We start from the raw sequence: 26,482 nt of genomic DNA on the forward strand, positions 1-26,482 counted from the left end.
CCCCCCGAAAAATCCCCGCCATCCCCCCTTGCCCCGGCGGCAATCGCCCCCTAACGTCCGCTGCATGACTCGAAGCCTGCATATCATCCACGCAGACGGTGCCATGCGCGCCGTGTCGCTTCGCGGTCTGCTGCTTCTTAGCTGCCTCTGAGCGTGCCCTTGGGCGCGACCGCTCAGAGGTGAACAGCGTCCACACCACGCAACGCTAGGAAGGACATATCCGATGACCAATCAGGTTCTGATTTTCGACACCACCCTGCGCGACGGCGAACAAAGCCCCGGCGCGACCATGACCCATGCCGAAAAGCTGGAAATCGCCACCCTGCTGGACGAAATGGGCGTGGACATCATCGAGGCGGGCTTCCCCATCGCCTCGGACGGCGATTTCGAGGCGGTCAGCGACATCGCCAAGAACGCGAAGAACAGCGTCATCTGCGGCCTGTCGCGCGCCAATTTCAAGGACATCGACCGCTGCTGGGAGGCCGTGCGCCACGCCGCCCGCCCGCGCATCCACACCTTCATCGGCACCTCGCCCAGCCACCGCGAGATCACCAAGCTGGATCAGGACGGCATGGTCGACCGCATCCATGAAACCGTGACCCACGCCCGCAACCTGTGTGACAACGTGCAATGGTCGGCCATGGACGCGATCCGCACCGAACGCGATTACCTGTGCCGCGTCGTCGAGACCGCGATCAAGGCGGGGGCCAGCACGATCAACATCCCCGATACCGTCGGCTACACCCTGCCGACCGAGTCCGCCGAGATCATCGCCATGCTGCTGGAACGCGTGCCCGGCGCCGACAGCGTGATCTTTGCCACCCATTGCCACAATGACCTGGGGATGGCGACGGCCAACAGCCTGGCCGCCGTCGCCGCCGGTGCGCGCCAGATCGAATGCACGATCAACGGGTTGGGCGAACGCGCCGGCAACACCGCGCTGGAGGAGGTGGTGATGGCGCTGCGCGTGCGCCGCGACCTGATGCCCTTCACCACCGGCATCGACACCACCAAGATCATGAACCTGTCGCGCCGCGTCAGCCAGGTCTCGGGCTTCCCGGTGCAGTTCAACAAGGCGATCGTCGGCAAGAACGCCTTTCTGCACGAAAGCGGCATCCATCAGGATGGCGTGCTGAAAAACGTCGAAACCTTTGAAATCATGCGCCCCGCCGATATCGGCATCACCGAGGCGAATATCGCCATGGGCAAGCATTCGGGCCGCGCCGCGCTGCGCGCCAAGCTGGCCGATCTGGGCTTTGATCTGGCCGACAACCAGCTGAACGACGTGTTCGTGCGCTTCAAGGCCCTGGCCGACCGCAAGAAGGAAATCTACGATGAGGATCTGGTCGCGCTGATGCAGGACAGCACGGCCAATACCGACACCGATCATCTGCAACTGAAGCGGCTGCGCGTGGTCGCGGGCACTGAAGGCCCGAACACCGCCGAGATCACGATGATCGTCGACGGGGCCGAGCAATCGGCGGAAACCACCGGCGACGGGCCGGTCGATGCGGCCTTCAACGCGGTCAAGGCGATCTTCCCGCATCCCGCCGCGCGGCTGCAGCTTTATCAGGTTCACGCCGTGACCGAGGGCACCGACGCGCAGGCCACCGTCAGCGTGCGCATGACCGAGGATGGCCGCATGGTCACCGGTCAGGCCGCCGATACCGATACGGTCGTGGCCAGCGTCAAGGCCTATATCGGCGCGCTGAACCGCCTGATCGTGCGGCGGCAAAAGACCGCGCCCGATGCCGATGTGAAATCTGTGACGATGCGGACCGTGTAAGGAAAGGGGGCGCAAGCCCCCTTTTTTACGCCGCCCCCTTTTACGCCGCCCCTTTATGCCCCCGCCAGCCTGCGCAACCGCGCCAGCGCCGCCCCCTCCAGCCGGAAGACGGCGCGTGGGGTAAAGACCGGCAGCGCATTGTTCACCCGCGTCCCCGCGCCCGAGTTGTGAACGACCAGCGGCATCCCGTCCCAGCTTGTGCGGCGCGTGACGATCATCACATGCGGCGCGCGGCCCCCGCCGCCCGAGGTCACGATATCGCCCGGCTGCAAGTCGCGCAGATTGGCGGGGATGGAGATGGCCGCGCCCATGCGGCGCAGGAACGCCTCAAGGTTGGGCACCCTTCGGTGGTCGATGTTCGGATCCGGCCGCGCCAGCCCCCACAGCCGCGGATAGGCCCCGAAGGCCCCCCGCATGTCGCGGTTCATCGCCGCCTGAAGATCGACGCCCAGCCCGTCGCGCAGCGCACGCACCACCACATCGGTGCAAACCCCAGTGTCGCGCGGCACGTCGCCGCCGGGAAAGGCGATCCTGACATAGGCCGGATCATAGCTGGTGGTCACGCCCACCTGGCCCTCGGCCGCGGCGATCAGGGACGCCGCGGCGGGCGTTGCCTCGCGCAGCGCGGGCAGGGGCAGTGGCGCGCGGGGCAGGCGGATCACGACCTCATGCCAGACGCGCCGCACCTGATCGGGGCGGGCGACGGCCAGCACCAGAAGCGCGACCGCCAGCCCCCCGATCAGCCCCGCAATCAGCCCCGCGGGCAGCCCCCGCAGCCCGCGCATCACCAGTGGCCGGTGTTGTCCATGCTGGCCCAAGGCTCGGCTGGATCAAGCGCCGCGCCCTTTTGCAAAAGCTCGACCGACTGGTTGTCGGGGCTGCGCACAAAGGCCATGTGACCGTCGCGCGGCGGGCGGTTGATGGTCACGCCATTGGCCTGCAAATGCGCGCAGGTGGCATAGATGTCGTCGACCTCATAGGCGAGATGGCCGAAATGGCGGCTGTCGGCGGGCAGGCCGTCATCGCCATCCCAGTTGTGGGTCAGCTCGACCGGGCATTCCGGCTGGCCGGGCGGGGCCAGGAAGACCAGCGTGAAGCGGCCCTCGTCGCTGTCCTTGCGCTTGATTTCCTCAAGCCCCAGCAGGCGCCAGAAGGCGATAGCGCGGTCCAGATCCTTGACCCGCAGCATGGTGTGCAAATAACGCATGACATTCCTTTCCGTTGGGGGGCCTTTCCGTTGTGGGCGACATTCCCCGGCCCCCAAGATACAGTGGTCCCCGATTCGAGATACGACCCGAGGTTCCCATGACGCTGACCCCCGAACAACTGGCCGAGATCACCGAGGCCCGCGCCACCACAAGGCCGACCCTGCGCCCCACCGTCGACGCGATGGAGGCGCATCTGTTCGTGCCGCATCAGGTGCTGGACCACGGTCTGTTGCGCGTCATCGACTATATGGGGGACGATGCCGCGATCTGCCAGGCCGCCCGCGTCAGTTACGGGCGCGGCACCAAGTCGGTCAGCAATGACGAGGGCCTGATCCGCTATCTGATGCGGCACTGGCATTCGACCCCGTTCGAGATGTGCGAGGTCAAGTTCCACGTCAAGCTGCCGGTCTTTGTCGCCCGCCAGTGGATCCGCCACCGGACCGCCAATGTGAACGAATATTCCGCCCGCTACTCGATCCTTGAGCGTGAGTTCTACATTCCCGAACCCGACGCTTTGGCCGCGCAATCGACGGTCAACAACCAGGGCCGTGGGGCCGTCCTGCAAGGCGCCGAGGCGCAGCGCGTGTTGGACATCCTGCGCGATGACGCGATGCGCGCCTATGACCATTACGAGGACATGCTGACCCCCGATGAGACCACCGGCAAGCAGGGCCTTGCGCGCGAACTGGCGCGGATGAACCTGCCCGCGAACGTCTATACGCAATGGTATTGGAAGACGGACCTGCACAACCTGTTCCATTTCCTGCGCCTGCGCGCGGACAGCCATGCCCAGTATGAAATCCGCGTCTATGCCGAAAAGATGTGCGACATCACCCGCGACTGGGTGCCGATGGCCTATGCGGCGTTTCAGGATTACCGGCTGGGCGGGGTCAACCTGTCGGGCCGCGCGGTCGAGGTGCTGAAGCGTCGCCTGGGCGGTGAGGCGGTCACGCAAGAGGCCAGCGGCATGAGCAAGGGCGAGTGGCGCGAGTTCGTGGCGGTCTGGGGCTAGGCCGGGCTGCCGGGGCCGCCTAACGCGCGGCCTCGGCCTGCTCTTGCGCCTCAAGGGCGGCCATCCACAGGGTTTCGGCGCGCGCCAGCCCGTCGGCGGCTTCGGCGCGCTTTTTGGCCCATTTCTCGGCCTCGTCGGGGCGTTCGTAAAGCGTTGGATCGGCCAGCTTGTCGTCGATCTTTTCCAGCATCTCGAGCAGCTTGTTCACCCGATCCTCGCATTTGCGGGCCTCGGACCGCAGCGCCAAGATCTGATCGCGCGATGGCCGGGCGGGCTTCGCCGCCGCCGGTTTGGCGGGCTTTTCGCCCTCATCCCCCGCCAGCAGCGCGGCGCGGTAGCTGTCCAGATCGTCGTCATAGCGCGTGACCCGGCCCGCCTTGACCAGCCACAGCCGGTCCGCGACCAGCGACAACAGGTGCATGTCGTGGCTGACCAGCACCACCGCGCCGGTATAGGCGTTCAAGGCCTCGATCAGCGCCTCGCGGCTTTGCATGTCCAGGTGGTTGGTCGGCTCATCCAGGATCAAGAGATGCGGGGCCTGGGTGGTCGCCAGCATCAAGGACAGCCGCGCCTTTTGCCCGCCTGAAAGCTGGCCCACGGGCGTGTCGGCCTGATCGGCGCCCAGGCCAAACCCCGCCAGCCGCGACCGCAGCCGGGGCTGGCCCTCATCGGGGAAAACCCGCTGGATGTGCTGAAAGGGGGTCTCGTCCACATGCAGCTCATCCACCTGATGCTGGGCGAAATAGCCGATCCGCAGGCGCGAGCTGGCGACCATCCGCCCGGCCATCGCCTCCAGCCGACCCGACAGCAGCTTGGCCAGCGTCGATTTGCCCTCGCCATTGCGGCCCAGCAGCGCGATCCGGTCATCCTGGTCGATGCGCAGGTCCAGCTTGCGCAACACCGCGCGTCCGTCATAGCCGACATCGACGCCTTCCAGCGTGACGATCGGCGGCGAAAGCTGCTCGGGCGCGGGAAAGGTAAAGACATGCGCCGCCGCCTCATGCGGGGCGGTGATCGGCTGCATCTTTTCCAGCATCTTCACCCGCGCCTGCGCCTGCCGGGCCTTGGTGGCCTTGGCGCGGAACCGGTCGACGAAACTTTGCAGATGGGCGCGGCGGGCCTCTTGCTTCTTGGCCTCGGCGGCTTGCAGGGCGCGCTGTTCGGTGCGTTGACGGGCATATTGGTCGTAAGGCCCGGCCCACAGCGTCAACTGCCGATCCTCAAGCGCAAGGATCGCGTTGACGGCCCGGTTCAGCAGCCCCCGATCATGGCTGATGATGATGACGGTATGGGGATAGCGCGCCAGATAGCTTTCCAGCCAAAGCGCGCCTTCCAGATCCAGATAGTTGGTCGGTTCGTCCAGCAGCAGATAATCGGGCTGGGCAAACAGCACCCCGGCAAGCGCCACGCGCATCCGCCAGCCGCCGGAAAAATCGGAACAGGGCCGGGCGTGGTCCTCGGTCGGAAAGCCAAGGCCCCGCAGGATCGCACTGGCGCGGGCTTCCGCTGACCAGGCGTCGATATCGGCCAGGCGGGTCTGGATCTCGGCGATGCGGTGCGCATCGTCGGTGACCTCGGCCAGCAGGCTTGCGCGTTCGGTATCGGCGACCAGCACCGTATCCAGAAGGCTGGTCGCGGATGAGGGCACCTCTTGCGCCACCCCACCGATGCGCGCGCGGGCGGGCAGGGTGATCGCGCCTCCGTCCAGCGTCAACTCGCCCCGGATCAGCCGGAACAAAGTGGTCTTGCCCGCGCCATTGGGGCCAACAAGGCCGACCTTGTGACCGGCGGGAATGGTGGCCGAGGCCCCCTCGAACAGGGGTTTTCCGGCAATGGCATAGGTGATGTCGTCGATGCGCAGCATGGGGCGGGCATGGCGCGCGAGGCCCGGCTTGTCAATCGCCGGATGGGGCGCGATTGACTTTGCGGGCGGCGGTCCCAGAATGGCGGGGTTGTCCTTGCCCCCGGTGTCGATGGTGCCCCAGACCGCTTCCCCAGATGCCGCCAGCGATCACCCGCCGCTGCCTGGCGCCGGACCGCGCCGCGCGGCGATCTATTTCGCAACCGATGGCTATGATCCGGGCCGCCACGGGATCAATGGCCGCCGCGTCGCGGGGCAGTCGTTCCTGACCGGCTATCTGACGCATATGGGCGATGGCCCAGCCCTGGCCTGCGTCGATCACCAAGGGTCGATCGGCGCGTTTCAGGATGTGGTGCGGCGCGTCTCTCCGGGGCGGGCGGCGGCGGTGGTGCTGCGCGATCATCCGCGGATGGCGGGGATCGGCACGCTGTTTTATCCCGCGCCCAGCCTGGCGCGGCTGGCCTGGCAGCGGCAGATGCGCGGCCAGACCGCCTGGGCCAATTGCGGGCTGACCCATACCACCGCGACCGCCGGGGTGCAGGCTGAGATCGCCGCGTTTGTCACCGCCCCGGTGGCGCCTTGGGACGCGCTGATTACCACCTCACTTGCCGTGCGCGCCAGCGTGATCCGCCAACTTGAGGTGGCCGAGGATTTCGCCCGCCGCCGCTTTCCCGGCGCGCCCACGCCCGAACGTCCGCTGATCCAGACGATCCCGCTGGGCATCGACACGGCCGCCTTTGCGCCCGATCCGGTGGCGCGGGCGGCGCTGCGGGCCGAACTGGGCCTGGGTGATGATGCGGTGCTGGTGGCCTGCCTGTCGCGGCTCAGCTTCAACGAAAAGTTCGACCCGCTGCCCGCCTTCATCGCTTTGGCGCGCGCCCAAGGCCGGTGCCGCGCCCCCCTGCATCTGGCGCTGATCGGGCAATTCGCCGACACCGGCGGGGCCGAGGATTTCCGCCGTGCCGCGCAGGCGCTGATGCCCGATGTGGCGTTGCATCTGATCGACGGCGCCAGCCGCGACCGCTGCCGCGCCGGGCTGTCGGCGGCCGACATCTTCCTGTTTCCCATCGACAATGTGCAGGAAACCTTCGGCCTGGCCCCGGTCGAGGCGATGGCGGCGGGCCTGCCGGTGGTGGCGACCGACTGGGATGGGCTGCGCGATACCGTCACGCCCCAGACCGGCATCCTGATCCCGACGCTGGCGGCGCGCGCGGTGCTGGGGCGCAAGATTGCGCTGCGGTTTCTGCTGGGGCAGGATGATTACCATCACTATCTGGCGCAGACCGCCGCGCAGACCGTTTTCGACGTGGATGCCATGGCCCGCGCTTTGGCCGATCTGGCCGACGCGCCTGACCTGCGCGCGCGGCTGGGGTCGGCGGGCAGGGCGCGGGCGCAAGCGGTGTTCGACTGGGCCGCGGTCGTGCCCCGGATGCAGGATCTGTGGGCCGAACAGGACGCCCGCCGCCGCGCCGCCATCGCCGCCGGGGTCGCGCCCTTCGCGCTTGGCGCCGATGTCGCCCAGGCGCTGCCGCCGCATGATCTGTTCGCCAGCTACCCCAGCGGCCAGATCACCGCGCCCGCGCGCTTTCACCTGATCCGCAGCGACGCGCCGCTGCCCGATCCGCAGGCGATGGCGGGCCTGCGCCGGTTCGACCGGCTGCGACGCCCGCCCGCCGTCATCGCCGACGTGACCGCCGTGCTGGCCGCGCTGCCCGATGGGGACGCGATCAGCCTTGCCGATCTGGCCACCCGCGCCGGGCTGGATCTGCCTGCCACCGAACGCGCCGCGATCTGGCTGATGAAATACGGCTATGCCCACCCCGCTTGAGGCTTTCCAGCCCCGGCCCGACGTGATAACCGGCGCGCATCCGGCGGGGCAGGTGTCCCGCCCCGCTTTATCAAAGGTGATCCCATGGCCATCGAACGCACCCTGTCCATCATCAAGCCCGACGCCACCAAGCGCAACCTGACCGGCAAGATCGTCGCCAAGTTCGAGGACGCCGGCCTGCGCGTCGTCGCATCCAAGCGCATCCACTTGTCGCCCGCCCAGGCCGGCGCCTTCTATGCCGAACATGCCGAGCGGCCCTTCTATGGCGAACTGTGCAGCTTCATGGCCTCGGAACCGGTCGTCGTGCAGGTGCTGGAAGGCGAAGGCGCGATTGCCAAGAACCGCGAAGTGATGGGCGCGACCGATCCGGCCCAGGCCGATGCCGGCACCATCCGCAAGGACTTCGCGCTGTCCAAGGGCGAAAACAGCGTCCATGGGTCGGACAGCGAAGCCTCGGCCGCGCGTGAGATCGCCTTCTTCTTCTCGGGCCTGGAACTGGTCGGCTAAGGCCGGATCAGACCGATCCGGTTCAGGATATCCTCGAACGGGGCCGCGGTGTTGCCATCGCGGCCCTTTGCCATGTCGGCCTTCAGCGCGTCGAACCGGGCGCGCAGCGCGACCTTTTCAGCGCCCTGGCAATCATTCCAGGGCCGACCTTGCAGCGCCATGTGCAGAACATAATAGCCGATGAAATGCGGGCGCTCGCCGCCGATCAGCATCCGCCGGTACGCCTCATCCGCGCCCAGTTCGCGCAGGTGATCGGCATCGCGCACGCCGCCGCGCCGCATTGCCTGCGCCGTGGCGGGGCCGATGCTGCGCAGCGCGATCAGGCTGGCCAGGGCGGGGTCGGTCTCATCCATGCCGCCATCTGACGCGACGGGCAGGGGCGGCGCAAGGCCTAACCGGCGCAGGCCAGTTCCGGGCTGCGCGCGGCCAGCCGCAAGAGATGCTCCAACTGCCGGTTGTCGGCCACCAGATCGGCCAGCGTCAGCCGATCCAGCGAGGCATGGAACGCATCCAGCGCCGCAATCAGCGCATCGCGCAACCGGCAGGCCCCGACCAGCGGGCAGGTATTGCCGCCCTGATCGAAACATTCGGCAAAGGGAATGCCGGTCTCGAAGGCGCGAAACACCGCGCCCACGCCGATCTGATCCATCGGCCGCGCCAGCTGCATCCCCCCGGCACGGCCCCGCTGGGTGTCGATGAAATCAAGCTGCGCCAAGGTGTTGACCACCTGCGCCAGATGGTTTTCCGACGCATTGCAGGCCTGGGCGATTTCGTGTTTGCGCACGATCCGACCGGGGTTGACGGCGCAGACCATCAACACGCGCATCGCCAGATTGGTTCGGGTTGTCAGACGCATCGGCCATCCTTTGCGGAACGTGCCGCGATCCTGCGCGGGCAGGATCGATCTGTCCTTGATGCAAATCAAGCATTTCCGATGGTTCTTTACCGCGACGCCGGGCGCGCGCGGGGGGCGCTGCCCCCCGGTTACGGGCTGTCGGGGGGCGGGCTTGGGCCTGCCCCCCGGATGTTTTGGTCAAGACGAAAGCCCGTCAGCTACCCAGGATGCGGTCGACCATTTCCTGCGTGTCGGGCGACAGGCCCGGCGCGGCTTGCAGGCGGGTCATCGCGGCGCGGGCGCGGGTCTGGCGGGTGGTGTCATAGCGCGGCCAGGTCTCGAAACCGGCGGTCATGCGGGCGGTGGTCTGCGGGTTCACCGGGTCCAGCCGGATCAGCCAATCGGCATAGAAATCATAGCCCGCGCCGGATGCGTGGTGAAAGCCCGCGTGATTGGCCAGAAGCCCGCCCATCACCGCGCGGAACCGGTTGGGATTTTTCCAGTCGAAGTCGGGCCGTTCCGTCAGCGCGCGGGCGATCTGGGCGGCGCGATCGGCAGGGGCATGGGCGACCTGAACGGTGAACCATTTGTTCATCGCCAGCCGGTCGCTGCCGTAGCGGGTGGCGAAATCCGCGAGTTCCGCCTGCGCCGCATCGGCACGCACAAGCGCGGTCAGCGCCGCCAGACGCTCGGTCATGTTGTCGGCTTGCGCGTAAAGCGCGCGGGCGCGGGTGCCGCCGTCCAGCGGCGTCAGCAGCGACAGCGCCGCCAGCCGCAGCGCGCGCCGCCCGGCCGGTTCGGCCTGCGGCGAATAGGGGCCGGGGGTGGCCATCTGGTCATAGATCGCGGCGAGCGCGTCCTGATGCGCCGTGGCAATGGCGCGCGCCAGGGCGCGGCGATCGGACTGGATCGCATCAGGATCGGGGGTGCGGCCCGCAGCATGAAGGCTGGCTGCGATCTCATCTTCGGGCGGCAGCGCCAGGCAAAGGGCGCGGAAGGCCGGATCAAGGCTGTCATCGACGATCAGCCGCCCCAGCCCGTCGATCAGATCGCGCGGGTCTTGGCGGTCAACCAGCACGGCAAGCGCCAGATCGCGCCCGGCCTGCCAGCGGTTGAACGGATCGGTGTCATGGGCCAGCAGAAACGCCGTGCGCGCCGGATCGGGTTCGCGGTGCAGCACCACCGGCGCCGAGAAGTCGCGCAGCACCGAGGCCGTGGGCCGCGCCGGATAGGGACCGAAGCGGAAGGATTGCTTATCTTGCGTCACCTCGCACAGGGTGGTCGGCAGCACCTCATCGCCATTGGGGTTCAAAAGGCCGATGGCGACCGGAATATGGCGGGCGGGCTTTTCGGGCTGGCCCGGCGTCGGCGCGGTTTCCTGGCGGAAGGTCAGCGTCAGGTGGCTGCCGTCCCAATCCTCGGTCAGGTGCAGATGCGGGGTGCCGGCATCGGTATACCAGCGCATGAATTGCGCAAGATCGCGGCCCGATGTGTCGGCAAAGACCTGAAGCCACTGCTCGACCGTGCAGGCCTGGCCGTCATGGCGCGCGAAATAAAGGTCGAGCGCCGCGCGATAGCCCGCAGGCCCGACCAGACGGCGCAGCATGCCCACGATTTCCGCGCCCTTTTCATAGACGGTGGCGGTATAGAAATTGTTGATTTCCACAAAGTGATCGGGGCGCGGCGGATGCGCCAGCGGCCCTGCATCCTCGCGGAACTGGCGGGCGCGCAGGGTGGCGACATCCTCGATCCGCTTGACGGGATGGCTGCGCAGATCGCCGGTGAACTGCTGGTCGCGGAACACCGTCAGCCCCTCTTTCAGGCAAAGCTGGAACCAGTCACGGCAGGTGATGCGGTTGCCGGTCCAGTTGTGGAAATATTCATGGGCGATGATCGCCTCGATCCGTTCGAAATCGGCGTCGGTCTCGGTCTCGGGGGCGGCAAGGACGCGGGCGGCGTTGAAGATGTTCAACCCCTTGTTCTCCATCGCGCCCATGTTGAAATCATCGACCGCGACGATGTTGAACACGTCCAGATCATATTCGCGGCCATAGGCGGCCTCGTCCCATTTCATCGACCGGATCAGGCTGTCCAGCGCCCAGTCGGTGCGGCCCTCGTCGCCGGGGCGGACCCAGACGGCCAGATCGACATCGCGGCCCGACCGGGTCTTGAAGGCCCCGCGCGTGGCGCGCAGATCGCCCGCGACCAAAGCGAACAGATAGGCGGGCTTCGGCCAGGGGTCGTGCCATTCGGCAAAGCCCGCGCCCTGATCGACCGGGTTGCCGTTCGACAACAGCACCGGCAGGTCGCTTTCGATGCGCACCCGGAACGGCGCCATCACATCGGGGCGGTCCGGGTAGAAGGTGATGCGACGAAAGCCCTCGGCCTCGCACTGGGTGCAATAGATGCCGTTCGACAGATAAAGGCCCGACAGCGCGGTGTTGGCCGCCGGATCGATGCGCACCAGCGTTTCAAGGGTGAAGTCGCCCTCGGGCAGGGCGGCGGGGTGGATCGTCAGGGCGCGGTCGGTCAGGTGGTAATCGGCGCGGCCCAGCTTGCGGTCGTCGATGCGGGCGGCCACCAGATCCAGCGCCTCGCCATCCAGCACCAGCGGCTGACCGGGTTCCAGCGGCGACAGGCGAAGGCGCGCCAGCACCTCGGTCGCGGTCGGGTTCAGCCGGAATGTCAGCGCCACACGATCGATCCGCCAGGGATAGGGGCGGTAATCGGCCAGGTGGATGACAGGCTGCGGGCTGGTGGTCGACATCGGGGCCTCGGACGGTTGGGGATGGGTTGGGGCGCAAACAGGCTTACCATGGCGATAAAGGCAGGTTAGACTTGGCGCAACCCGGTGCGACGGCATGTCTTGGATGAGATACGGCCCCGCAGCGGTCCTGCGCGCCATCCCGGCCCGCCCCCGCCATGAGGAGTGAAATATGGCTGATCCGAACAACCGCCCGACCAACAGCTATCGTGCCGAGCCGGTCAAGAAGTCGTCGCCGCTGCCGCTGATCATCGGCATCCTGCTGGCTTTGGCCGTGGCCTATTTCGTGTTGCAGAAGTTCATGACCACCGAAGAACCGGTCGTGGCCCCGGCCGAACAAACCGGGATGACCGGCATGTCGGGCATGGACGGGATGTCGGGCATGAGCGGGATGGATGGCATGTCGGGCATGTCGGGCACCACGGCGCCCGAAACCGCGCCGACCACGACCACGACCACGCCCGCGCCGACCACCACCGCGCCCGCGACCCCAGCGCCGACCACCACCGAGCCGGCGACCCCGGCCCCGACCACGACCGAACCGGCGACCCCGGCGCCGTCGAACTGAGACCCTTGGCGGCGCGCTGAAGCGCCGTGCAACAGGCTGAAAACATGGGGCGCGTGCCGGGAACGGTGCGCGCCTTATGCATGGCTGGCAGAAGGTGATCGGCGGTTTGGCGCGCGACCTGCGGTTGTGCGCCGCAGGGGACTTGTCGTCCCTTGGGTGCGGCGCATAATGACGTCATGACGATGCGACCGCGCCCCCTGCCTGCTGCCCTGATCGCGCCCTTTGGCGCGCGGCTTCTGGCGGGTCTGGCGCTTGGCTTGGGGGCTGCGATGATCCCGACGCAGGCGGCCTTGGCCGCGCAGAGCGTCCAGTATGACTGCCAGGCCGCGGCAGATGTCGCGCCCGCCCGCGCCGCCGAGGCCTGCGCGGCGCTGGCGCTGGCCTTGCAGCGCCGCATGGCCGGCGCCCAGCTTGTTGCGGCCCCCGCGCCCGATGCCGGTTCGGCGCTGCATGTCACGCTGTACCTGGCGCGGCTGGACGGCAACAGCCTGCTGGGCCATATCGGCTGGCAGCAGGGCGCCGCGAAAGGTGCCAGCCCCGAGGCCGGGGCGATGCTGGCCGGGCGCGATCCGGCGGCGGCCTTTCCGGGCGACAGCCTGACGCGGTTTCTGGATCTGGCGTTGCAGCAGGCAGGGCTGCCGCCATAACGCGAACCGCTTTGAATACCCCTGATTTTTCACACATTTTTGGATGACGCCCATGTGCCAGATCTGCACCCAGTTCCGCCCCACCACCCATGATTGCGATTACGCGAACCTTGCCGCGACCGGCGCGACCCAGCCCCGCGCGGCGGGTGAGGTCTGGTCCATCGACCAGATCGCCACGCAACTGACCACCGGCTATTGGGCGCATGCCTGGGGGGGGCGCGGCTGGTCGGCGACCGGCAATGGCACGATCGCCTTCGACGTCAGCACCAGCAAGACGATCACCTGGTCAGGCGCGACGATGACCGCCGATCAGCAGCGGATGATCGGCTGGGCGTTCGAGGCCTGGTCCGAGGCCACCGGTATCACCTTTCAGCGCGTCGCCTCGGGCGGGCAGATCGCCTTTTCCAATACGGGCAGCGGCGCCTATGCCGGGCCGGAATACTATGTCGGCAACACCACCCAAAGCGCCACGGTGAACATCGGCACCGCCTGGTCGGCGACCTATGGCCGCACCATCGACACCTATTCGATGGTGACATTCGTGCATGAGATCGGCCATGCGCTTGGTCTGGGCCATGCCGGGAATTACAACGGATCGGCGCAATACGGCGTGAACCGGCTTTATGACAACGACACCTGGTCGTCCTCGGTCATGAGCTATTTCGCGCAATCCGACATTGGCGGCGTCGATGCCTATCCGCTGACCCCGATGATCGCCGATATCGTGGCGATCCAGCGGCTTTACGGCGCGGGGTCGGTGCGCGCGGGCGACACGACCTATGGCGTCGGCGGCAATGTCGGCGGCTATATCGGCGCGATCCTGGGGCAGATGACCGGGGCGCAACCGCGCGATGGCAATATCTGGTCGGGGGCCAGCCCGGTGGCCTTTACCCTGATCGACACCGGCGGGCGCAATGCGATCAACTTCTCGACCGACACTGCCGCGCAGACGGTCAATCTGAACGCGGGCAGCCAGTCCAGCGTCTATGGCGGCACCAGCAACATGGGCATCGCGCGCGGCACGGTGATCCACGATTACACCGCCGGGTCGGGCAACGACACGATTGTGGGCAATGCGGCGGCGAACCGGCTGGTCGGCGGGGCGGGGAATGACCGGCTGTCGGCGATGGCAGGCAATGACACGCTGGATGGCGGGGCAGGCAACGATTACCTGTCGGGCTACGACGGCAATGATGCGGTCCATGGCGGGGCAGGCGACGATACGCTGGGAGGTGATGGCGGCAACGACACGCTGTGGGGCGGGGCGGGGCGCGACTATCTATTCGGCGGTGCGGGCAACGATCTGGTCATCAGCGGCGGGGGCGGCGATTCCCTGTTGGGGGGCGACGGCAATGACTATCTGATCGCGGACAGCGGCGACGACGTGATCATCGGCGGTGCCGGGGGCGATACGCTGGTGATGAACACCTCGGTGGGTGTCAGGGTCCAGCTTTACATCAACGGCCCGCAATCGACCAACCAGGGCACCGACCGCATTACAGGGGTCGAGCATCTGACCACCGGCGCGGGCAATGACAGCCTGTGGGGAACGGCGGATTCCAACCTGATCCAGTCGGGCGCAGGCAATGACCAGATTTATGGGTTTGACGGTAACGACCTGCTTCTGGGCGGCCTGGGTGATGACCGGATCTGGGCTGGCAACGGCAATGACTCGATCCGGGTCGAGGACGGCGCTGATTATGTGGATGGCGGCGCGGGGGCAGACGTGCTTGAGCTTTACGGCGCCGCAGCCCTGCGGGTGGATCTGGCCGTGACCGGGGCGCAGAATACCGGCTACGGCCTCAAAACCCTGCGCGGCATCGAAAACCTGACCGGTGGCAGCGGCAATGACACGCTGGCGGGTGACGGGCTGGCCAATGTGCTGCGCGGCGGGGCGGGGGCGGATGTGCTGTCTGGCCGGGCGGGCGATGATGTGCTGGTGGGCGGCGCTGGGCGCGACGTGCTGTCGGGGGGTGCGGGGGCGGATACCTTTGTCTTTGCCAGCCGCGCCGATTCCGGTATCGGCGCGAATGCCGATCGCATCACCGATTTCGACGCGCTGGACCGCATTGACCTGCGCGGCACCGGCGTGACCGCCTATCTGGGGGCTGGCGCCTTTACCGGTCAGGCCGGGCAGTTGCGGATGACCGCGACCAGCGGCCAGACCCTGCTGGAGGCCGATCTGAATGGCGACCGGCTTGCCGACTTCGCCCTGGTCGTGGTCGGCACCGGTTTCGATGCGGGGGATCTGCGGTTTTGATCGGTCGCGGCATGTCATGGAATAATCCATGACAATCGTCACGGCATTTCGTATGTAAATTGCGTTTGAACACCACACCGGGAAATGCCGTGTCCGACCCTATTGCCAGCTATCTGAAGAAACATGCCGAAACCCTGGTCAAGGACGTCGGCATCGAAAACGCCGCGCGGCTGTCGGGCAAGTCCAAGGCCACGCTGGGGCGCTATTATTCGGGCGATCCCGAACATGCCGACCGCTTCATGCCGGTCGATGTCGTCGCCCGGCTTGAGGCGGCGGCCAGCTTTCCGCACATGACCTCGGCTTTGGCCGATCTGCGCGGCTTGCAGGTGTCCTACGATCAGGCCAACCGCGATGAGCCGCGCAACATCAACGCCAATGTGGTGTCGCTGTCGCAGCGGTTCGCGCAACTGATGGCCGAATACAACCAGTCGATCGCCGATGGCGTCATCTCGATCAACGAGGCCAAGCGCCTGCTGGCCGAGACCCAGGACATGCAGCGCGTGCTGGTCGAGATCAAGCTGAGCCTGGAACATAACGCCCAGACCTGAGGCGCGCATGAAAACAGCCGCCCCAAGGGGGCGGCTGCGAGGGTGGAGAGCGGCGCGGGGATCAACCCGCGCTTTTCTGTTCCGCCTTCGGCCTGCGCGAGGGGCGGCGCGCCGGGCGCGACTTGGCCTTGGTCGGCGCGTCATGGGCGGTGTTGCGCGGCGCGGGCGCGGCGTCGGCCTTGGGCGCGCCGGTCCCACCCCGGCGCGGACCGCCGCGACGCGGGCCACCGCGACCGGGCTGGGGCGCGGCGGCCTCGGGCGGGGCCTCGCCGCCGATCACCGGGATCTTCGCCTTCATCGCCTTTTCGATGGCGCGCAGATCGCCCACTTCGGCGGGCGAGCAGAACGCCACGGCCCGGCCATCACGACCGGCGCGCGCGGTGCGGCCGATGCGGTGAACATAGTTCTCGGGCACGTTCGGCAGGTCATAGTTATAGACATGCGCAACCTCGGGGATATCCAGCCCCCGCGCCGCGACATCGGTCGCCACCAGCACCTGCGTCTGCCCCGCGCGGAACGCCGACAGCGCCCGTTCGCGCTGCCCCTGGGATTTGTTGCCGTGGATCGCATCCACCGAAAAACCCCATTTTTCCAACAGCTTCGACAGCTTTTCCGAACCATGCTTGGTGCGGCCAAAAACAATCGCCAATTCGCCCGGATGTTTCGAGATATACTCGGCCAGCAGCGTCGCCTTGTCGCCCTGATTGACGAAATGCACGCCCTGGTCGATCGCCTCGGCAGCCTTGCCGGGCGGGTTCACGGCGACGCGCACCGGATCGGTCAGATAGGTCTCGGCCAGCTCATCCATCAGCTTCGGCATGGTGGCCGAAAACAGCATGGTCTGACGCTGTTCGGGCAGGCCGCGCGCGATCCGGCGCAGCGCATGGATGAAGCCGATGTCCAGCATCTGATCGGCCTCGTCCAGCACCAGATAGCCGGTTTCCGACAGGTTGACCGCATGGCGATCCATCAGGTCGATCAGGCGACCGGGGGTGGCCACCAGCACGTCGACGCCGCGCGCCAGCCGTTCGGCCTGGGCGTTGATCGAGGCCCCGCCCACCACGCGGAAGATGCGGATCGGGCTGCCATCGGCAAAGGCGGTCAGATTCTGCGCGATCTGGGTGGCCAGCTCGCGGGTCGGCGCCAGCACCAGGGCGCGCACGGTTTTCGGCGCGGGCTTGCGGCCATAGCTGACCAGCCGCGTCATCATCGGCAGGCCAAAGGCCGCCGTCTTGCCGGTGCCGGTCTGCGCCAGCCCCAGCAGGTCACGCCCCGCGACGATGGCGGGGATCGCCTCGCGCTGGATCGGGGTGGGTTCGTTCAGGCCCAGCTTGGGCAGGTTTTCCAAAATCCGGGGCGCAAGGCCCATATCCTTGAATTGCATCGGTTCTTTCATCCGGCTGCGGCGGCACGATGGCCGCATGGCCCCGGCGTGAAGGTCATTGCCCTGGGAACCTGTTGCGTGGCCCCATCCGCATCATGCGGGGCTGCTCACGCGGCAGCAGGGCAAGGCGGCAGATGTGAGCGCTGCGGCGTGAAAAGTCAAGCCTGTTGACGTATCGCGGCGCCGCCCGGTTTTTGCAGGCTGCGCCTGTCCATACGCAAACGGCGCTTGACCGACTCAGGCGTTTTCGCGCATTATTGAACGGGCGTTCAATAACGGGGGATAACGGCCATGTTCACGGCGGGAATGCAGTTCGATCTGGGCGAAGATGTCAACGCGCTGCGCGACATGGTGCATCGCTGGTCGCAGGACCGGCTGAAGCCGATCGCGGCCGAGGTCGACCAGAGCAACGCCTTTCCGAATGAGCTGTGGTCGGAAATGGGTGAACTGGGCCTTTTGGGCATCACCGTGGCCGAGGAATATGGCGGCTCGGGCATGGGTTATCTGGCCCATGTCGTCGCGGTCGAGGAGATCGCGCGGGCCAGTGCCAGTGTCAGCCTGTCTTACGGGGCGCATTCCAACCTCTGCGTCAACCAGATGAAGCTGAACGGGTCGGATGCGCAAAAGGCCAAATACCTGCCGGGCCTGTGCGATGGCAGCGCCATCGGCGCGCTTGCGATGTCCGAGGCCGGGGCCGGTTCGGATGTCGTCGGCATGAAGCTGCGCGCCGAAAAGCGCAACGGTTACTATGTGCTGAACGGCCACAAATACTGGATCACCAACGGTCCCGATGCCGATACGCTGATCGTCTATGCCAAGACGGACCCCGAGGCGGGGTCCAAGGGCATCACCGCCTTCATCGTCGAAAAGGGCATGAAGGGCTTCACCCAGGCGCCGCATTTCGACAAGCTGGGGATGCGCGGGTCGAACACCGGCGAGCTGATCTTCGACAATTGCGAAGTGCCGTTCGAGAACGTCCTGGGGACCGAGGGCAAGGGCGTGCGCGTGCTGATGTCGGGCCTTGATTACGAACGTCTGGTGCTGTCGGGCATCGGCACCGGCATCATGGCCGCCTGCCTGGATGAGGTCGTCCCCTACCTGAAGGAGCGCCACCAGTTCGGCCAGCCGATCGGCAATTTCCAACTGATGCAGGCGCTTGTGGCCGATATGTATGTCGCGCTGAACACCGCACGCGCCTATGTCTATGAGGTGGCGAAGGCCTGCGACAAGGGCCAGGTCACGCGCCAGGACGCGGCGGGGGCGGTGCTTTACGCATCCGAACAGGCGATGGTGCAATCGCACAAGGCGGTGCAGGCGCTTGGCGGCGCGGGATTCCTGAACGACAGCGTGGTCAGCCGCCTGTTCCGCGATGCGAAGCTGATGGAAATCGGCGCCGGCACCAGCGAGATCCGCCGGATGCTGATCGGCCGCGAGATCATGACCAAGGAATGACCGCCTGGGCCGACCTTGGCTATGAGGAGATGCGCCAGGCCTTCGTCTGGCGCTTTCCCGAGCGTCTGAACATGGCCGATCAATGCCTTGCCGGTGATCCGGGCGATCTGGCGATCATCGACATGACCGAGGGGCGGCGCGATCACACCCGCGCCGAGCTTGCGGCGATGACCGACCGGATGGCGCATCATCTGGCGCCGCATGTCGCGCGGGGCGACCGGGTGGGGGTGTTGCGCACGCAATCCGCCTGGACCGCCGCCGCGCATCTGGCGATCTGGAAGCTGGGTGCGATCTCGGTGCCGCTGTTCAAACTGTTCGGGGATGAGGCGCTGCGGCTGCGGCTGTCCGACAGCGACGCGCGCGTGGTGGTGACCGACCCCGAGGGGCAGGGGATGCTGGCCCCCTTTGCGGTGCAGCCCGTCGTGCCCGAGGCGCTGGATCTGCCCGACGTTGGGCCGTTCCGGGCGGCCGACACCGGTCCCGAGGATCCGGCGGTGCTGATCTATACCTCCGGCACCACCGGCGCGCCCAAGGGGGCGCTGCATGGCCACCGGATGCTGACCGGCCATCTGCCGGGGGTTGAGATGAGCCATGACCGCCTGGGCCAGCCCGGCGATGTGATCTGGACGCCTGCCGACTGGGCCTGGATCGGCGGCCTCTTTGACGTGCTGATGCCGGGCCTTGCGCTGCGGGTGCCGGTGGTGGCCGCCCGCCTGCCGAAGTTCACGCCCGAGGCCGCCCGCGCGGTGATCGACGGATCGGGCGCCAACTGCCTGTTTCTTCCGCCGACCGCGCTGCGCATCCTGAAGGCCGCCGATTTCGCACAGGCCGGGCTGCGCAGCGTCGCCTCGGGCGGCGAACCCTTGGGGGCCGAGATGCTGGCCTGGGGGCGGCGCGCCTTTGGCCTGACCATCAATGAGTTCTACGGCCAGACTGAATGCAACATGGTCGCCAGCAACGCCTGGACGATGTTCCCGCCGCGCCCCGGCTGCCTTGGCAAGGCGGTGCCGGGCTTTGACGTGCAGGTGATCGACGCGCAGGGCCAGCCCACCAAGGCCGAGGGCGACATTGCCATCCGTCGCGGCGCGGGGTCGATGTTTCTGGGCTATTGGAACCGCCCCGATGCCACCGCCGACAAGTTCCGCGACGAGTGGATGGTGACCGGCGACCGCGGCGTGATCGAGGACGGCTACATCCGCTTCCACGGCCGCGACGATGATGTGATCACCAGTGCCGGTTATCGCATCGGTCCCGCCGAGATCGAGGATGTGCTGCTGCAACACCCCGCCGTCGCGGCGGTCGGCGTTGTTGGCAAACCGAATGAACTTCGTACGGAAATTGTCAAGGCGTACATCGTCTTGCGGGATGATGTTCAGGGCACGTCTGAACTTGCGCAGGCGCTGATCGATCATGCCGCCACGCATTGCGCCCGCCATTCCGCGCCGCGCGAAATCACCTTTCTGGATGCCCTGCCGATGACGGTCACGGGCAAGGTCATGCGCCGCGAGCTGCGCAAGATGGCCGAAGACGAACTGCAACAGGGGACCAGTGCATGAAACTTACCTCCTCCGTCCTGACCAATTCCGACGCCTTCCGCGCCAATCGCGCCGCCCATCTGGCGATGCTGGACACCATCGCCCAGGCCGCTGCGGCGGCGACGGCGGGGGGCGGCGACAAGGCGATGGCGCGGCATGTGGCGCGCGGCAAGATGGCGCCGCGCGAACGGGTGGCGAACCTGCTGGACCCCGGCAGCCCGTTTCTGGAAATCGGCGCGACCGCCGCGCATGACATGTATGACAATGCCGCCCCCGGCGCGGGCGTGATCGCGGGTATCGGCCAGGTCCACGGGACCGAGGTGATGGTCGTGTGCAACGATGCCACCGTCAAGGGCGGCACCTATTACCCGATGACCGTCAAGAAACACCTGCGCGCCCAGGAAATCGCCGAACAGAACCATCTGCCCTGCGTCTATCTGGTCGACTCGGGCGGCGCGAACCTGCCCAACCAGGATGAGGTATTCCCCGACCGCGACCATTTCGGCCGCATCTTCTTCAACCAGGCGCAGATGAGCGCGAAGGGTATTCCCCAGATCGCCGTGGTGATGGGTTCGTGCACCGCCGGCGGCGCCTACGTTCCCGCCATGTCGGACGTCACCATCATCGTGCGCGACCAGGGCACCATCTTTCTGGCCGGCCCGCCGCTGGTCAAGGCCGCGACCGGCGAGGTGGTCAGCGCCGAGGATCTGGGCGGCGGCGATGTCCACACCCGCCTGTCGGGCGTGGCCGATTACCTGGCCGAGGATGACGCCCATGCCCTTGCGCTTGCCCGTCGTGCGGTCAGCCATCTGAACCGCCGCAAGCCGACGACCGTGGTCTGGCAGACCCCCGAAGACCCGGCCTATGACCCCGATGAACTGCTGGGCGTCGTGCCGGGCGACCTGCGCACCCCCTATGACATCCGCGAGGTGATCGCGCGCACCGTCGACGGTAGCCGCTTTGACGAGTTCAAGCCGCGCTACGGCGAAACGCTGGTCACGGGATTCGCGCATGTGATGGGCTGCCCGGTCGGCATCGTCGCCAACAACGGCGTGCTGTTTTCCGAGGCCGCGATCAAGGGCGCGCATTTCATCGAACTGTGTTCGCAGCGCAATATCCCGCTGATTTTCCTGCAAAACATCACCGGCTTCATGGTCGGTCGCAAGTATGAAAACGAAGGCATCGCGCGCCACGGCGCCAAGATGGTGACGGCGGTGGCCACGACCAATGTGCCCAAGATCACCATGCTGGTCGGCGGGTCGTTCGGCGCGGGCAACTATGGCATGGCGGGCCGCGCCTACAGCCCCCGGTTCCTGTGGACCTGGCCCAATTCGCGCATCAGCGTGATGGGCGGCGAACAGGCGGCGGGCGTGCTGGCGACGGTCAAGCGCGACGGCATCGAACGCGCGGGCGGGCAATGGTCGGCCGAGGAGGAGGCGACCTTCAAGCGCCCGACGATCGAGATGTTCGACCGCCAAAGCCACCCGCTTTATGCCAGTGCCCGGCTGTGGGACGATGGCGTGATCGACCCGCGCAAGACCCGTCAGGTGCTGGCGCTGTCACTGTCTGCCAGCCTGAACGCACCGATCGAGCCGACGCGCTTCGGCGTGTTCCGGATGTGATGATGACGGTTTGGTCCCGCTATCCCGGCGCGCAGCCGACACGCTTTGGCGACAGTCCCGACCTGTCGGCGCGTCTTTTGTCGCTGATCGCCAGTGGCGCCAAGACCGCGACCTGCGGCGCGCTTGCGCATTATCATGAGGACGGCGATCCGCTGCCCGAGGCCGGGCAGATCATCGTGGCCCTGGATCACGCGGGCCACCCGGCTTTGGTCTATGAGGTGACCGAGGTCGCCATCCGCCCCTTCCGCGACATCCCCGAGGACTTCGCTTTGGCCGAGGGCGAGGGGGATTTCGATGACTGGCGTGCAGGCCATATCGACTATTTCACCCGCAATGGCGGCTTTGACCCCGACATGCCCATCGTCTGCGAACGCCTGCGCCTGATCGAGGTTCTGGAAGGGGGCCGATGCGGATGACCTGGCTGATCCTTCAGGCCCTGGCGATCACCGCGCTGACCGTGGCGGCGCTGTGGCTTTATGTCCATGCGCCGGGGGTGGGGGACGATTGCCGGCTGACCCATGTCCATGACGGCGACACCATTGCGATGGACTGCGGGCAGGGGCAGCTTACGGCGCGGATCGACGGGCTGAACGCGCCTGAAACGCGCGACGCGCAATGTGAAGCCGAACGCGCCGCAGGTCAGCGCGCAACCGCGCGGCTGCGCGCGCTTGTGAACGGTGCTGATCTGAAGATCGTGCGGCAAGGCACTGAAAAATATGGCCGGGATCTGATCCGGCTGTGGATCGACGGGCAGGATGCGGCGGCGATCCTGATCCGCGAAGGGCTGGCCGAACCTTATTTCGGCGGCCGCCGCCGCGACTGGTGCGGACAATAGGGGGACGCGATGTTTTCAAAGATTCTGATGGCTAACCGGGGCGAGATCGCCTGCCGCGTCTTCGACACCTGCCGCCGTCTGGGCGTGGCGACGGTCGCGGTCTATTCCGATGCCGATCGCGGCGCGCGCCATGTGGCGATGGCGGATGAGGCCATCCATATCGGCGGCCCGGCCCCCAGGGACAGCTACCTGCGCGGCGATGCGATCATCGCGGCGGCGCTTGCCACCGGCGCGCAGGCGATCCATCCGGGCTATGGCTTTTTGTCGGAAAACCCCGATTTCGTCGATGCGGTGGAAAAGGCCGGGCTGGTGTTCATCGGCCCGTCCTCCTCGGCGATCCGCGCCATGGGGCTGAAGGACGCGGCCAAGGATCTGATGGCCAAGGCGGGCGTGCCGGTGGTGCCGGGCTATCAGGGCGACAACCAGGACGCCGATCACCTGCGCGATCAGGCCGGTCAGATCGGTTATCCGGTGCTCATCAAGGCCGTCGCGGGCGGCGGCGGCAAGGGGATGCGGCTGGTCGAACGCGAGGCCGATTTCGCCGCCGCCCTGGCCAGTGCGCAGGGCGAGGCCGCGACCGCCTTTGGTAACCCGAACGTGCTGATCGAGAAATACATCACCGCCCCCCGCCATATCGAGGTGCAGGTCTTTGGCGACGGCCAGACTGCGGTGCATCTGTTTGAACGCGATTGCTCGCTGCAACGCCGCCACCAGAAGGTGATCGAGGAAGCCCCGGCGCCGGGCATGACCGAGGCCGTCCGCGCCGCCATGGGCGCTGCCGCCGTCCGCGCGGCCGAGGCCATCGGCTATGCGGGCGCGGGCACGATCGAGTTCATCGTCGACGGCTCGTGCGGCCTGCGCGAGGACGGCTTCTGGTTCATGGAGATGAACACCCGCCTTCAGGTCGAACATCCGGTGACCGAGGCGATTACCGGCGTCGATCTGGTGGAATGGCAACTTCGCGTCGCCAGCGGCGAGGCTTTGCCCAAACGCCAGGACGAGTTGACCATCACCGGCCACGCCTTCGAGGCCCGGCTTTACGCCGAGGATGTGCCCGCCGGCTTCCTGCCCGCCACCGGCACGCTGACGCATCTGCATTTCGCCCCGCAGGCCCGCAACGAGACCGGCGTGCGCCCCGGCGACACGATCAGCCCCTGGTATGACCCGATGATCGCCAAGGTCATCACCCATGGCCCGACCCGCGCCACCGCGCTGCGGTCGCTGGAACGCGCGCTGATGGAAACCGAAGTGGCCGGGTCGGTTACGAACATCGACTTTCTGATCGCGCTGACCCGGCATCAGGGCTTTGGCGCGGGGCAGGTCGATACCGGGCTGATCGGCCGCGACCTTGACGATCTGGTGGCCGCCCGCGCCCCCGAAACGGCGGCGACCGCGCTTGGCGCGCTTGGCCTTGCCGGGCTGACCTCGGGCCAGCCGCTTCAGGGATTTGCGCTGTGGGCGCCGCTCAAACGCACCGTCATGTGGCAGGACGGTCAGGCGCAAGTCGAGGTGCTTGGCCCCGGCCATGCCCGCGTCACCACCGGCGACACCACCCATGAGGCGCACCGCAAGCAGGGCCGCTGGTGGATCGACGATGCGCCGACCTCGGCGCGCGTCGTCAACCATGCGGCGGGCACCTCGGTCTTTGGCTCGACCACGCTGCACCTGACGCCCACCGACCCGCTGGATCGCGCCAGCGAAGACGCCGGATCGGGGCTGACGCTGGCGCCGATGCCGGGCCTCGTGAAGGCGGTATTCGTCAGCGCCGGTCAGGCTGTCGCCACCGGCGACCGGCTGGCCATCCTCGAGGCGATGAAGATGGAACACACCCTGACCGCCAGCCGCGACGGCACCGTGGCCGAAGTGCTGGCCGCTGCGGGCGATCAGGTCGAGGCCGGCGCCCCCCTGATCCGGCTGGAGGATGAGGCGTGATGCCTATTTCCTCTTTGTCCAAATACTCATGCGACGGTGGATCCCATGAACACGGTTGAGATCTTCGAGATGGGCCCCCGCGACGGGCTGCAAAACGAAAAGCGGCTGATTCCGGCGGCGGACAAGATCGCACTGGTCGACCTTCTGTCCACAGCAGGCTTTCGCCGCATCGAGGTCACCAGCTTCGTCAGCCCCAAATGGGTGCCGCAGATGGGCGACGCGGCCGAGGTGATGGCCGGGATCACCCGCCGCCCCGGCACCCGCTATGCGGTGCTGACCCCCAACCTCAAGGGCTATGAGGGCGCGCGCGCCGCCCGCGCCGATGAGGTGGCGATCTTCGCCAGTGCCTCGGAAGGTTTCTCGAAGGCCAATCTGAACGCGACGATTGCCGAAAGTCTGGACCGCTTCGCCCCGGTCGCGGCGGCGGCGCGCGCCGATGGCATCCCGCTGCGCGGCTATGTCAGCGTGGTCACCGATTGCCCCTTTGACGGGCCGACCCCGCCCGCCAATGTCGCCCGCGTCGCCGCCGCGCTGCGCGATCTGGGCTGTTACGAGATCAGCCTTGGCGACACCATCGGCCAGGGCCGCCCCGAGACGATCGACGCGATGCTGGCCGCCGTGCTGGAGGAACTGCCCGCCGACCGTCTGGCGGGCCATTATCACGACACCGCCGGCAGGGCGCTGGACAATACCGACGCAAGCCTTGCGCGCGGCATCCGGGTCTTTGATGCGGCGGTCGGCGGGCTTGGCGGCTGCCCCTATGCGCCGGGTGCTGCGGGCAATGTCGCCACCGAAAAACTGGCCGCCCATCTGGCGGCACAAGGGTATGACACCGGGCTGGAGATGGGCGTTCTGGCCCAGGCCGCCCGCATGGCACAGGAGATGCGACATGGCTGAGACGATCCGGCTGACCACCGATGCGCGCGGCATCGCCACGCTGACGCTGGCGCGGCCCGAGAAGCACAATGCGCTGTCGGGGCAGATGATCGCCGAGATCACCGAGGCGGCGGCGGCTCTGGGCGCGGACGCGGGGGTGCGCGCGGTGATCCTTGCGGCCGATGGCGCCAGCTTTTGCGCGGGTGGCGATCTGGGCTGGATGCGCGACCAGATCGGGGCCAGCGGCGCGCAGCGCGCACTTGAGGCGCGCAAGCTGGCCGGGATGCTGGGGGCGCTGAACAGCCTGCCCAAGCCGCTGATCGGCCGCGTGCAGGGCAATGCCTTCGGCGGCGGCGTCGGCATGGCCTGCGTCTGCGATGTGGCGATTGGCGTGACGGGCGCGAAGTTCGGCCTGACCGAGACCAAGCTGGGCCTGATCCCCGCCACCATCGGCCCCTATGTGCTGGCCCGCATGGGCGAGGCGAACGCGCGCCAGGTGTTCATGTCGGCGCGTCTGTTCGCCGCCGACGAGGCCGCGCGGCTGGGGGTGCTGTCGCGTGTGGTCGCGCCCGAGGATCTGGACGCGGCGATCGAAGCCGAGGTGATCCCCTATCTGTCGACCGCGCCGGGCGCCGTGGCCGAGGCAAAGGCGTTGACGCGCCGGTTCGGCATGGTGATCGACCCCGCCGCCATCGACGATTCCATTGCGGCCCTGGTCGCGCGCTGGGAAAGCCCGGAATCGGCCGAAGGGATCGCGGCCTTCTTTGACAAGCGCAAGGCCAGCTTCGTCGCGGGCTGATCGGGCGGCAGGGGTGCGGGCAGGGGGCTTTGCGCCCCACCGGGCCTGCGGCCCGCCGCCAGGATATCTGCACCAGGAAGAAAGCCGCACAGCCGCCCATGGCGGCGCGTGGCTTGATGAAAGTCAGGGCCTTGTGCCGGGAAAAGCCGTCAATTCCCTGGGCTGGTCCGTTGACCCGGTCGGGGGGGCGGAGTAAACGGGCCGTGAATGGGAAAGCAAGCTG

General features: G+C 67.3%; 23 protein-coding genes. 16 read left to right on the plus strand and 7 right to left on the minus strand.

Annotated elements, in window-relative coordinates; translation table 11 throughout:
* The first annotated feature begins 223 nt into the window (after positions 1-223).
* Complete coding sequence (locus ACEYYA_RS10055; RefSeq protein ID WP_374800198.1) at positions 224-1,786, plus strand: 2-isopropylmalate synthase; 1,563 nt, start codon at positions 224-226, stop codon at positions 1,784-1,786.
* 53 nt (positions 1,787-1,839) lie between these two features.
* Here ACEYYA_RS10055 and ACEYYA_RS10060 read toward each other — a convergent pair whose 3' ends face one another.
* Positions 1,840-2,571 (minus strand): DUF1287 domain-containing protein, encoded by a 732-nt coding sequence (locus ACEYYA_RS10060; protein ID WP_374800200.1) that lies wholly within the window; start codon positions 2,569-2,571, stop codon positions 1,840-1,842.
* The gene (locus ACEYYA_RS10065; protein WP_374800202.1) at positions 2,571-2,993 is read right to left on the minus strand and encodes a VOC family protein; all 423 of its coding nucleotides are present in this window, start codon (positions 2,991-2,993) and stop codon (positions 2,571-2,573) included. The genes ACEYYA_RS10060 and ACEYYA_RS10065 overlap by 1 nt, the downstream gene beginning before the upstream one ends.
* A 98-nt stretch (positions 2,994-3,091) precedes the next feature.
* Between ACEYYA_RS10065 and thyX the strand changes: the two genes are divergently transcribed.
* Entirely contained in the window at positions 3,092-4,006 is a 915-nt protein-coding gene (gene thyX, locus ACEYYA_RS10070; protein WP_374800204.1) for an FAD-dependent thymidylate synthase, read from the plus strand.
* 19 nt (positions 4,007-4,025) lie between these two features.
* Here the strand turns inward: thyX and ACEYYA_RS10075 are convergent, their stop codons facing one another.
* The gene (locus ACEYYA_RS10075) at positions 4,026-5,870 is read right to left on the minus strand and encodes an ABC-F family ATP-binding cassette domain-containing protein (RefSeq protein ID WP_374800206.1); all 1,845 of its coding nucleotides are present in this window, start codon (positions 5,868-5,870) and stop codon (positions 4,026-4,028) included.
* A gap of 88 nt (positions 5,871-5,958) precedes the next feature.
* On the opposite strand from ACEYYA_RS10075, the gene ACEYYA_RS10080 reads away from it, so the two are divergent.
* Together ACEYYA_RS10080 and ndk are read left to right on the plus strand one after the other, a co-directional pair.
* Positions 5,959-7,695: a glycosyltransferase family 4 protein gene (locus ACEYYA_RS10080; protein WP_374800208.1), complete on the plus strand. Its 1,737-nt coding sequence runs from the start codon at positions 5,959-5,961 to the stop codon at positions 7,693-7,695.
* An 84-nt stretch (positions 7,696-7,779) separates the two neighbouring features.
* Positions 7,780-8,202: a nucleoside-diphosphate kinase gene (gene ndk / locus ACEYYA_RS10085; protein WP_374800210.1), complete on the plus strand. Its 423-nt coding sequence runs from the start codon at positions 7,780-7,782 to the stop codon at positions 8,200-8,202.
* Here ndk and ACEYYA_RS10090 read toward each other — a convergent pair.
* The 3 genes from ACEYYA_RS10090 to pepN all read right to left on the minus strand — a co-directional run bounded on the left by ACEYYA_RS10090 (position 8,199) and on the right by pepN (position 11,804).
* On the minus strand, positions 8,199-8,555 hold the full coding sequence (locus ACEYYA_RS10090; protein WP_374800212.1) for a TfoX/Sxy family DNA transformation protein: 357 nt from the start codon (positions 8,553-8,555) through the stop codon (positions 8,199-8,201). The genes ndk and ACEYYA_RS10090 overlap by 4 nt on opposite strands.
* A 38-nt stretch (positions 8,556-8,593) precedes the next feature.
* Complete coding sequence (locus ACEYYA_RS10095; protein ID WP_374800214.1) at positions 8,594-9,058, minus strand: RrF2 family transcriptional regulator; 465 nt, start codon at positions 9,056-9,058, stop codon at positions 8,594-8,596.
* A 193-nt stretch (positions 9,059-9,251) separates the two neighbouring features.
* Positions 9,252-11,804: an aminopeptidase N gene (gene pepN, locus ACEYYA_RS10100; RefSeq protein ID WP_374800216.1), complete on the minus strand. Its 2,553-nt coding sequence runs from the start codon at positions 11,802-11,804 to the stop codon at positions 9,252-9,254.
* A 169-nt stretch (positions 11,805-11,973) separates the two neighbouring features.
* On the opposite strand from pepN, the gene ACEYYA_RS10105 reads away from it, so the two are divergent.
* From ACEYYA_RS10105 to ACEYYA_RS10120, 4 genes are all read left to right on the plus strand, one after another.
* Positions 11,974-12,369 (plus strand): hypothetical protein, encoded by a 396-nt coding sequence (locus tag ACEYYA_RS10105; protein ID WP_374800218.1) that lies wholly within the window; start codon positions 11,974-11,976, stop codon positions 12,367-12,369.
* A 176-nt stretch (positions 12,370-12,545) separates the two neighbouring features.
* Positions 12,546-13,016 carry a hypothetical protein gene (locus ACEYYA_RS10110; RefSeq protein WP_374800220.1) on the plus strand — a complete coding sequence of 157 codons (471 nt, stop codon included), beginning with the start codon at positions 12,546-12,548 and terminating at the stop codon, positions 13,014-13,016.
* 52 nt (positions 13,017-13,068) lie between these two features.
* The gene (locus ACEYYA_RS10115; RefSeq protein WP_374800222.1) at positions 13,069-15,276 is read left to right on the plus strand and encodes a M10 family metallopeptidase C-terminal domain-containing protein; all 2,208 of its coding nucleotides are present in this window, start codon (positions 13,069-13,071) and stop codon (positions 15,274-15,276) included.
* 89 nt (positions 15,277-15,365) lie between these two features.
* Entirely contained in the window at positions 15,366-15,824 is a 459-nt protein-coding gene (locus tag ACEYYA_RS10120; RefSeq protein ID WP_374800224.1) for a phage regulatory CII family protein, read from the plus strand.
* A 61-nt stretch (positions 15,825-15,885) separates the two neighbouring features.
* Here the strand turns inward: ACEYYA_RS10120 and ACEYYA_RS10125 are convergent, their stop codons facing one another.
* Positions 15,886-17,208, minus strand: coding sequence for a DEAD/DEAH box helicase (locus ACEYYA_RS10125; RefSeq protein WP_374800227.1), 1,323 nt, complete (start codon positions 17,206-17,208; stop codon positions 15,886-15,888).
* A gap of 291 nt (positions 17,209-17,499) precedes the next feature.
* Between ACEYYA_RS10125 and ACEYYA_RS10130 the strand changes: the two genes are divergently transcribed.
* From ACEYYA_RS10130 to ACEYYA_RS10165, 8 genes are read left to right on the plus strand one after another with little or no spacing between them, the layout of a single operon-like run.
* Positions 17,500-18,660: an acyl-CoA dehydrogenase family protein gene (locus ACEYYA_RS10130; protein WP_374800230.1), complete on the plus strand. Its 1,161-nt coding sequence runs from the start codon at positions 17,500-17,502 to the stop codon at positions 18,658-18,660.
* Entirely contained in the window at positions 18,657-20,216 is a 1,560-nt protein-coding gene (locus tag ACEYYA_RS10135) for an AMP-binding protein (RefSeq protein ID WP_374800232.1), read from the plus strand. The genes ACEYYA_RS10130 and ACEYYA_RS10135 overlap by 4 nt, the downstream gene beginning before the upstream one ends.
* Positions 20,213-21,817, plus strand: a complete 1,605-nt coding sequence (locus ACEYYA_RS10140) for a carboxyl transferase domain-containing protein (RefSeq protein ID WP_374800234.1) — start codon at positions 20,213-20,215, stop codon at positions 21,815-21,817. Before ACEYYA_RS10135 ends, ACEYYA_RS10140 begins: the two co-directional genes overlap by 4 nt.
* A gap of 2 nt (positions 21,818-21,819) precedes the next feature.
* The gene (locus tag ACEYYA_RS10145) at positions 21,820-22,233 is read left to right on the plus strand and encodes an ASCH domain-containing protein (RefSeq protein WP_374800236.1); all 414 of its coding nucleotides are present in this window, start codon (positions 21,820-21,822) and stop codon (positions 22,231-22,233) included.
* The gene (locus ACEYYA_RS10150) at positions 22,230-22,652 is read left to right on the plus strand and encodes a thermonuclease family protein (RefSeq protein WP_374800238.1); all 423 of its coding nucleotides are present in this window, start codon (positions 22,230-22,232) and stop codon (positions 22,650-22,652) included. Before ACEYYA_RS10145 ends, ACEYYA_RS10150 begins: the two co-directional genes overlap by 4 nt.
* A 9-nt stretch (positions 22,653-22,661) precedes the next feature.
* Positions 22,662-24,584, plus strand: coding sequence for an ATP-binding protein (locus tag ACEYYA_RS10155; RefSeq protein WP_374800240.1), 1,923 nt, complete (start codon positions 22,662-22,664; stop codon positions 24,582-24,584).
* 45 nt (positions 24,585-24,629) lie between these two features.
* Entirely contained in the window at positions 24,630-25,481 is an 852-nt protein-coding gene (locus ACEYYA_RS10160; protein WP_374800242.1) for a hydroxymethylglutaryl-CoA lyase, read from the plus strand.
* On the plus strand, positions 25,474-26,259 hold the full coding sequence (locus tag ACEYYA_RS10165) for a crotonase/enoyl-CoA hydratase family protein (protein ID WP_374800244.1): 786 nt from the start codon (positions 25,474-25,476) through the stop codon (positions 26,257-26,259). The genes ACEYYA_RS10160 and ACEYYA_RS10165 overlap by 8 nt, the downstream gene beginning before the upstream one ends.
* Positions 26,260-26,482 lie beyond the last annotated feature (223 nt).

The sequence above is a fragment of the Paracoccus zhouxuedongae genome, from assembly GCF_041927815.1.
Lineage (GTDB): Bacteria > Pseudomonadota > Alphaproteobacteria > Rhodobacterales > Rhodobacteraceae > Paracoccus.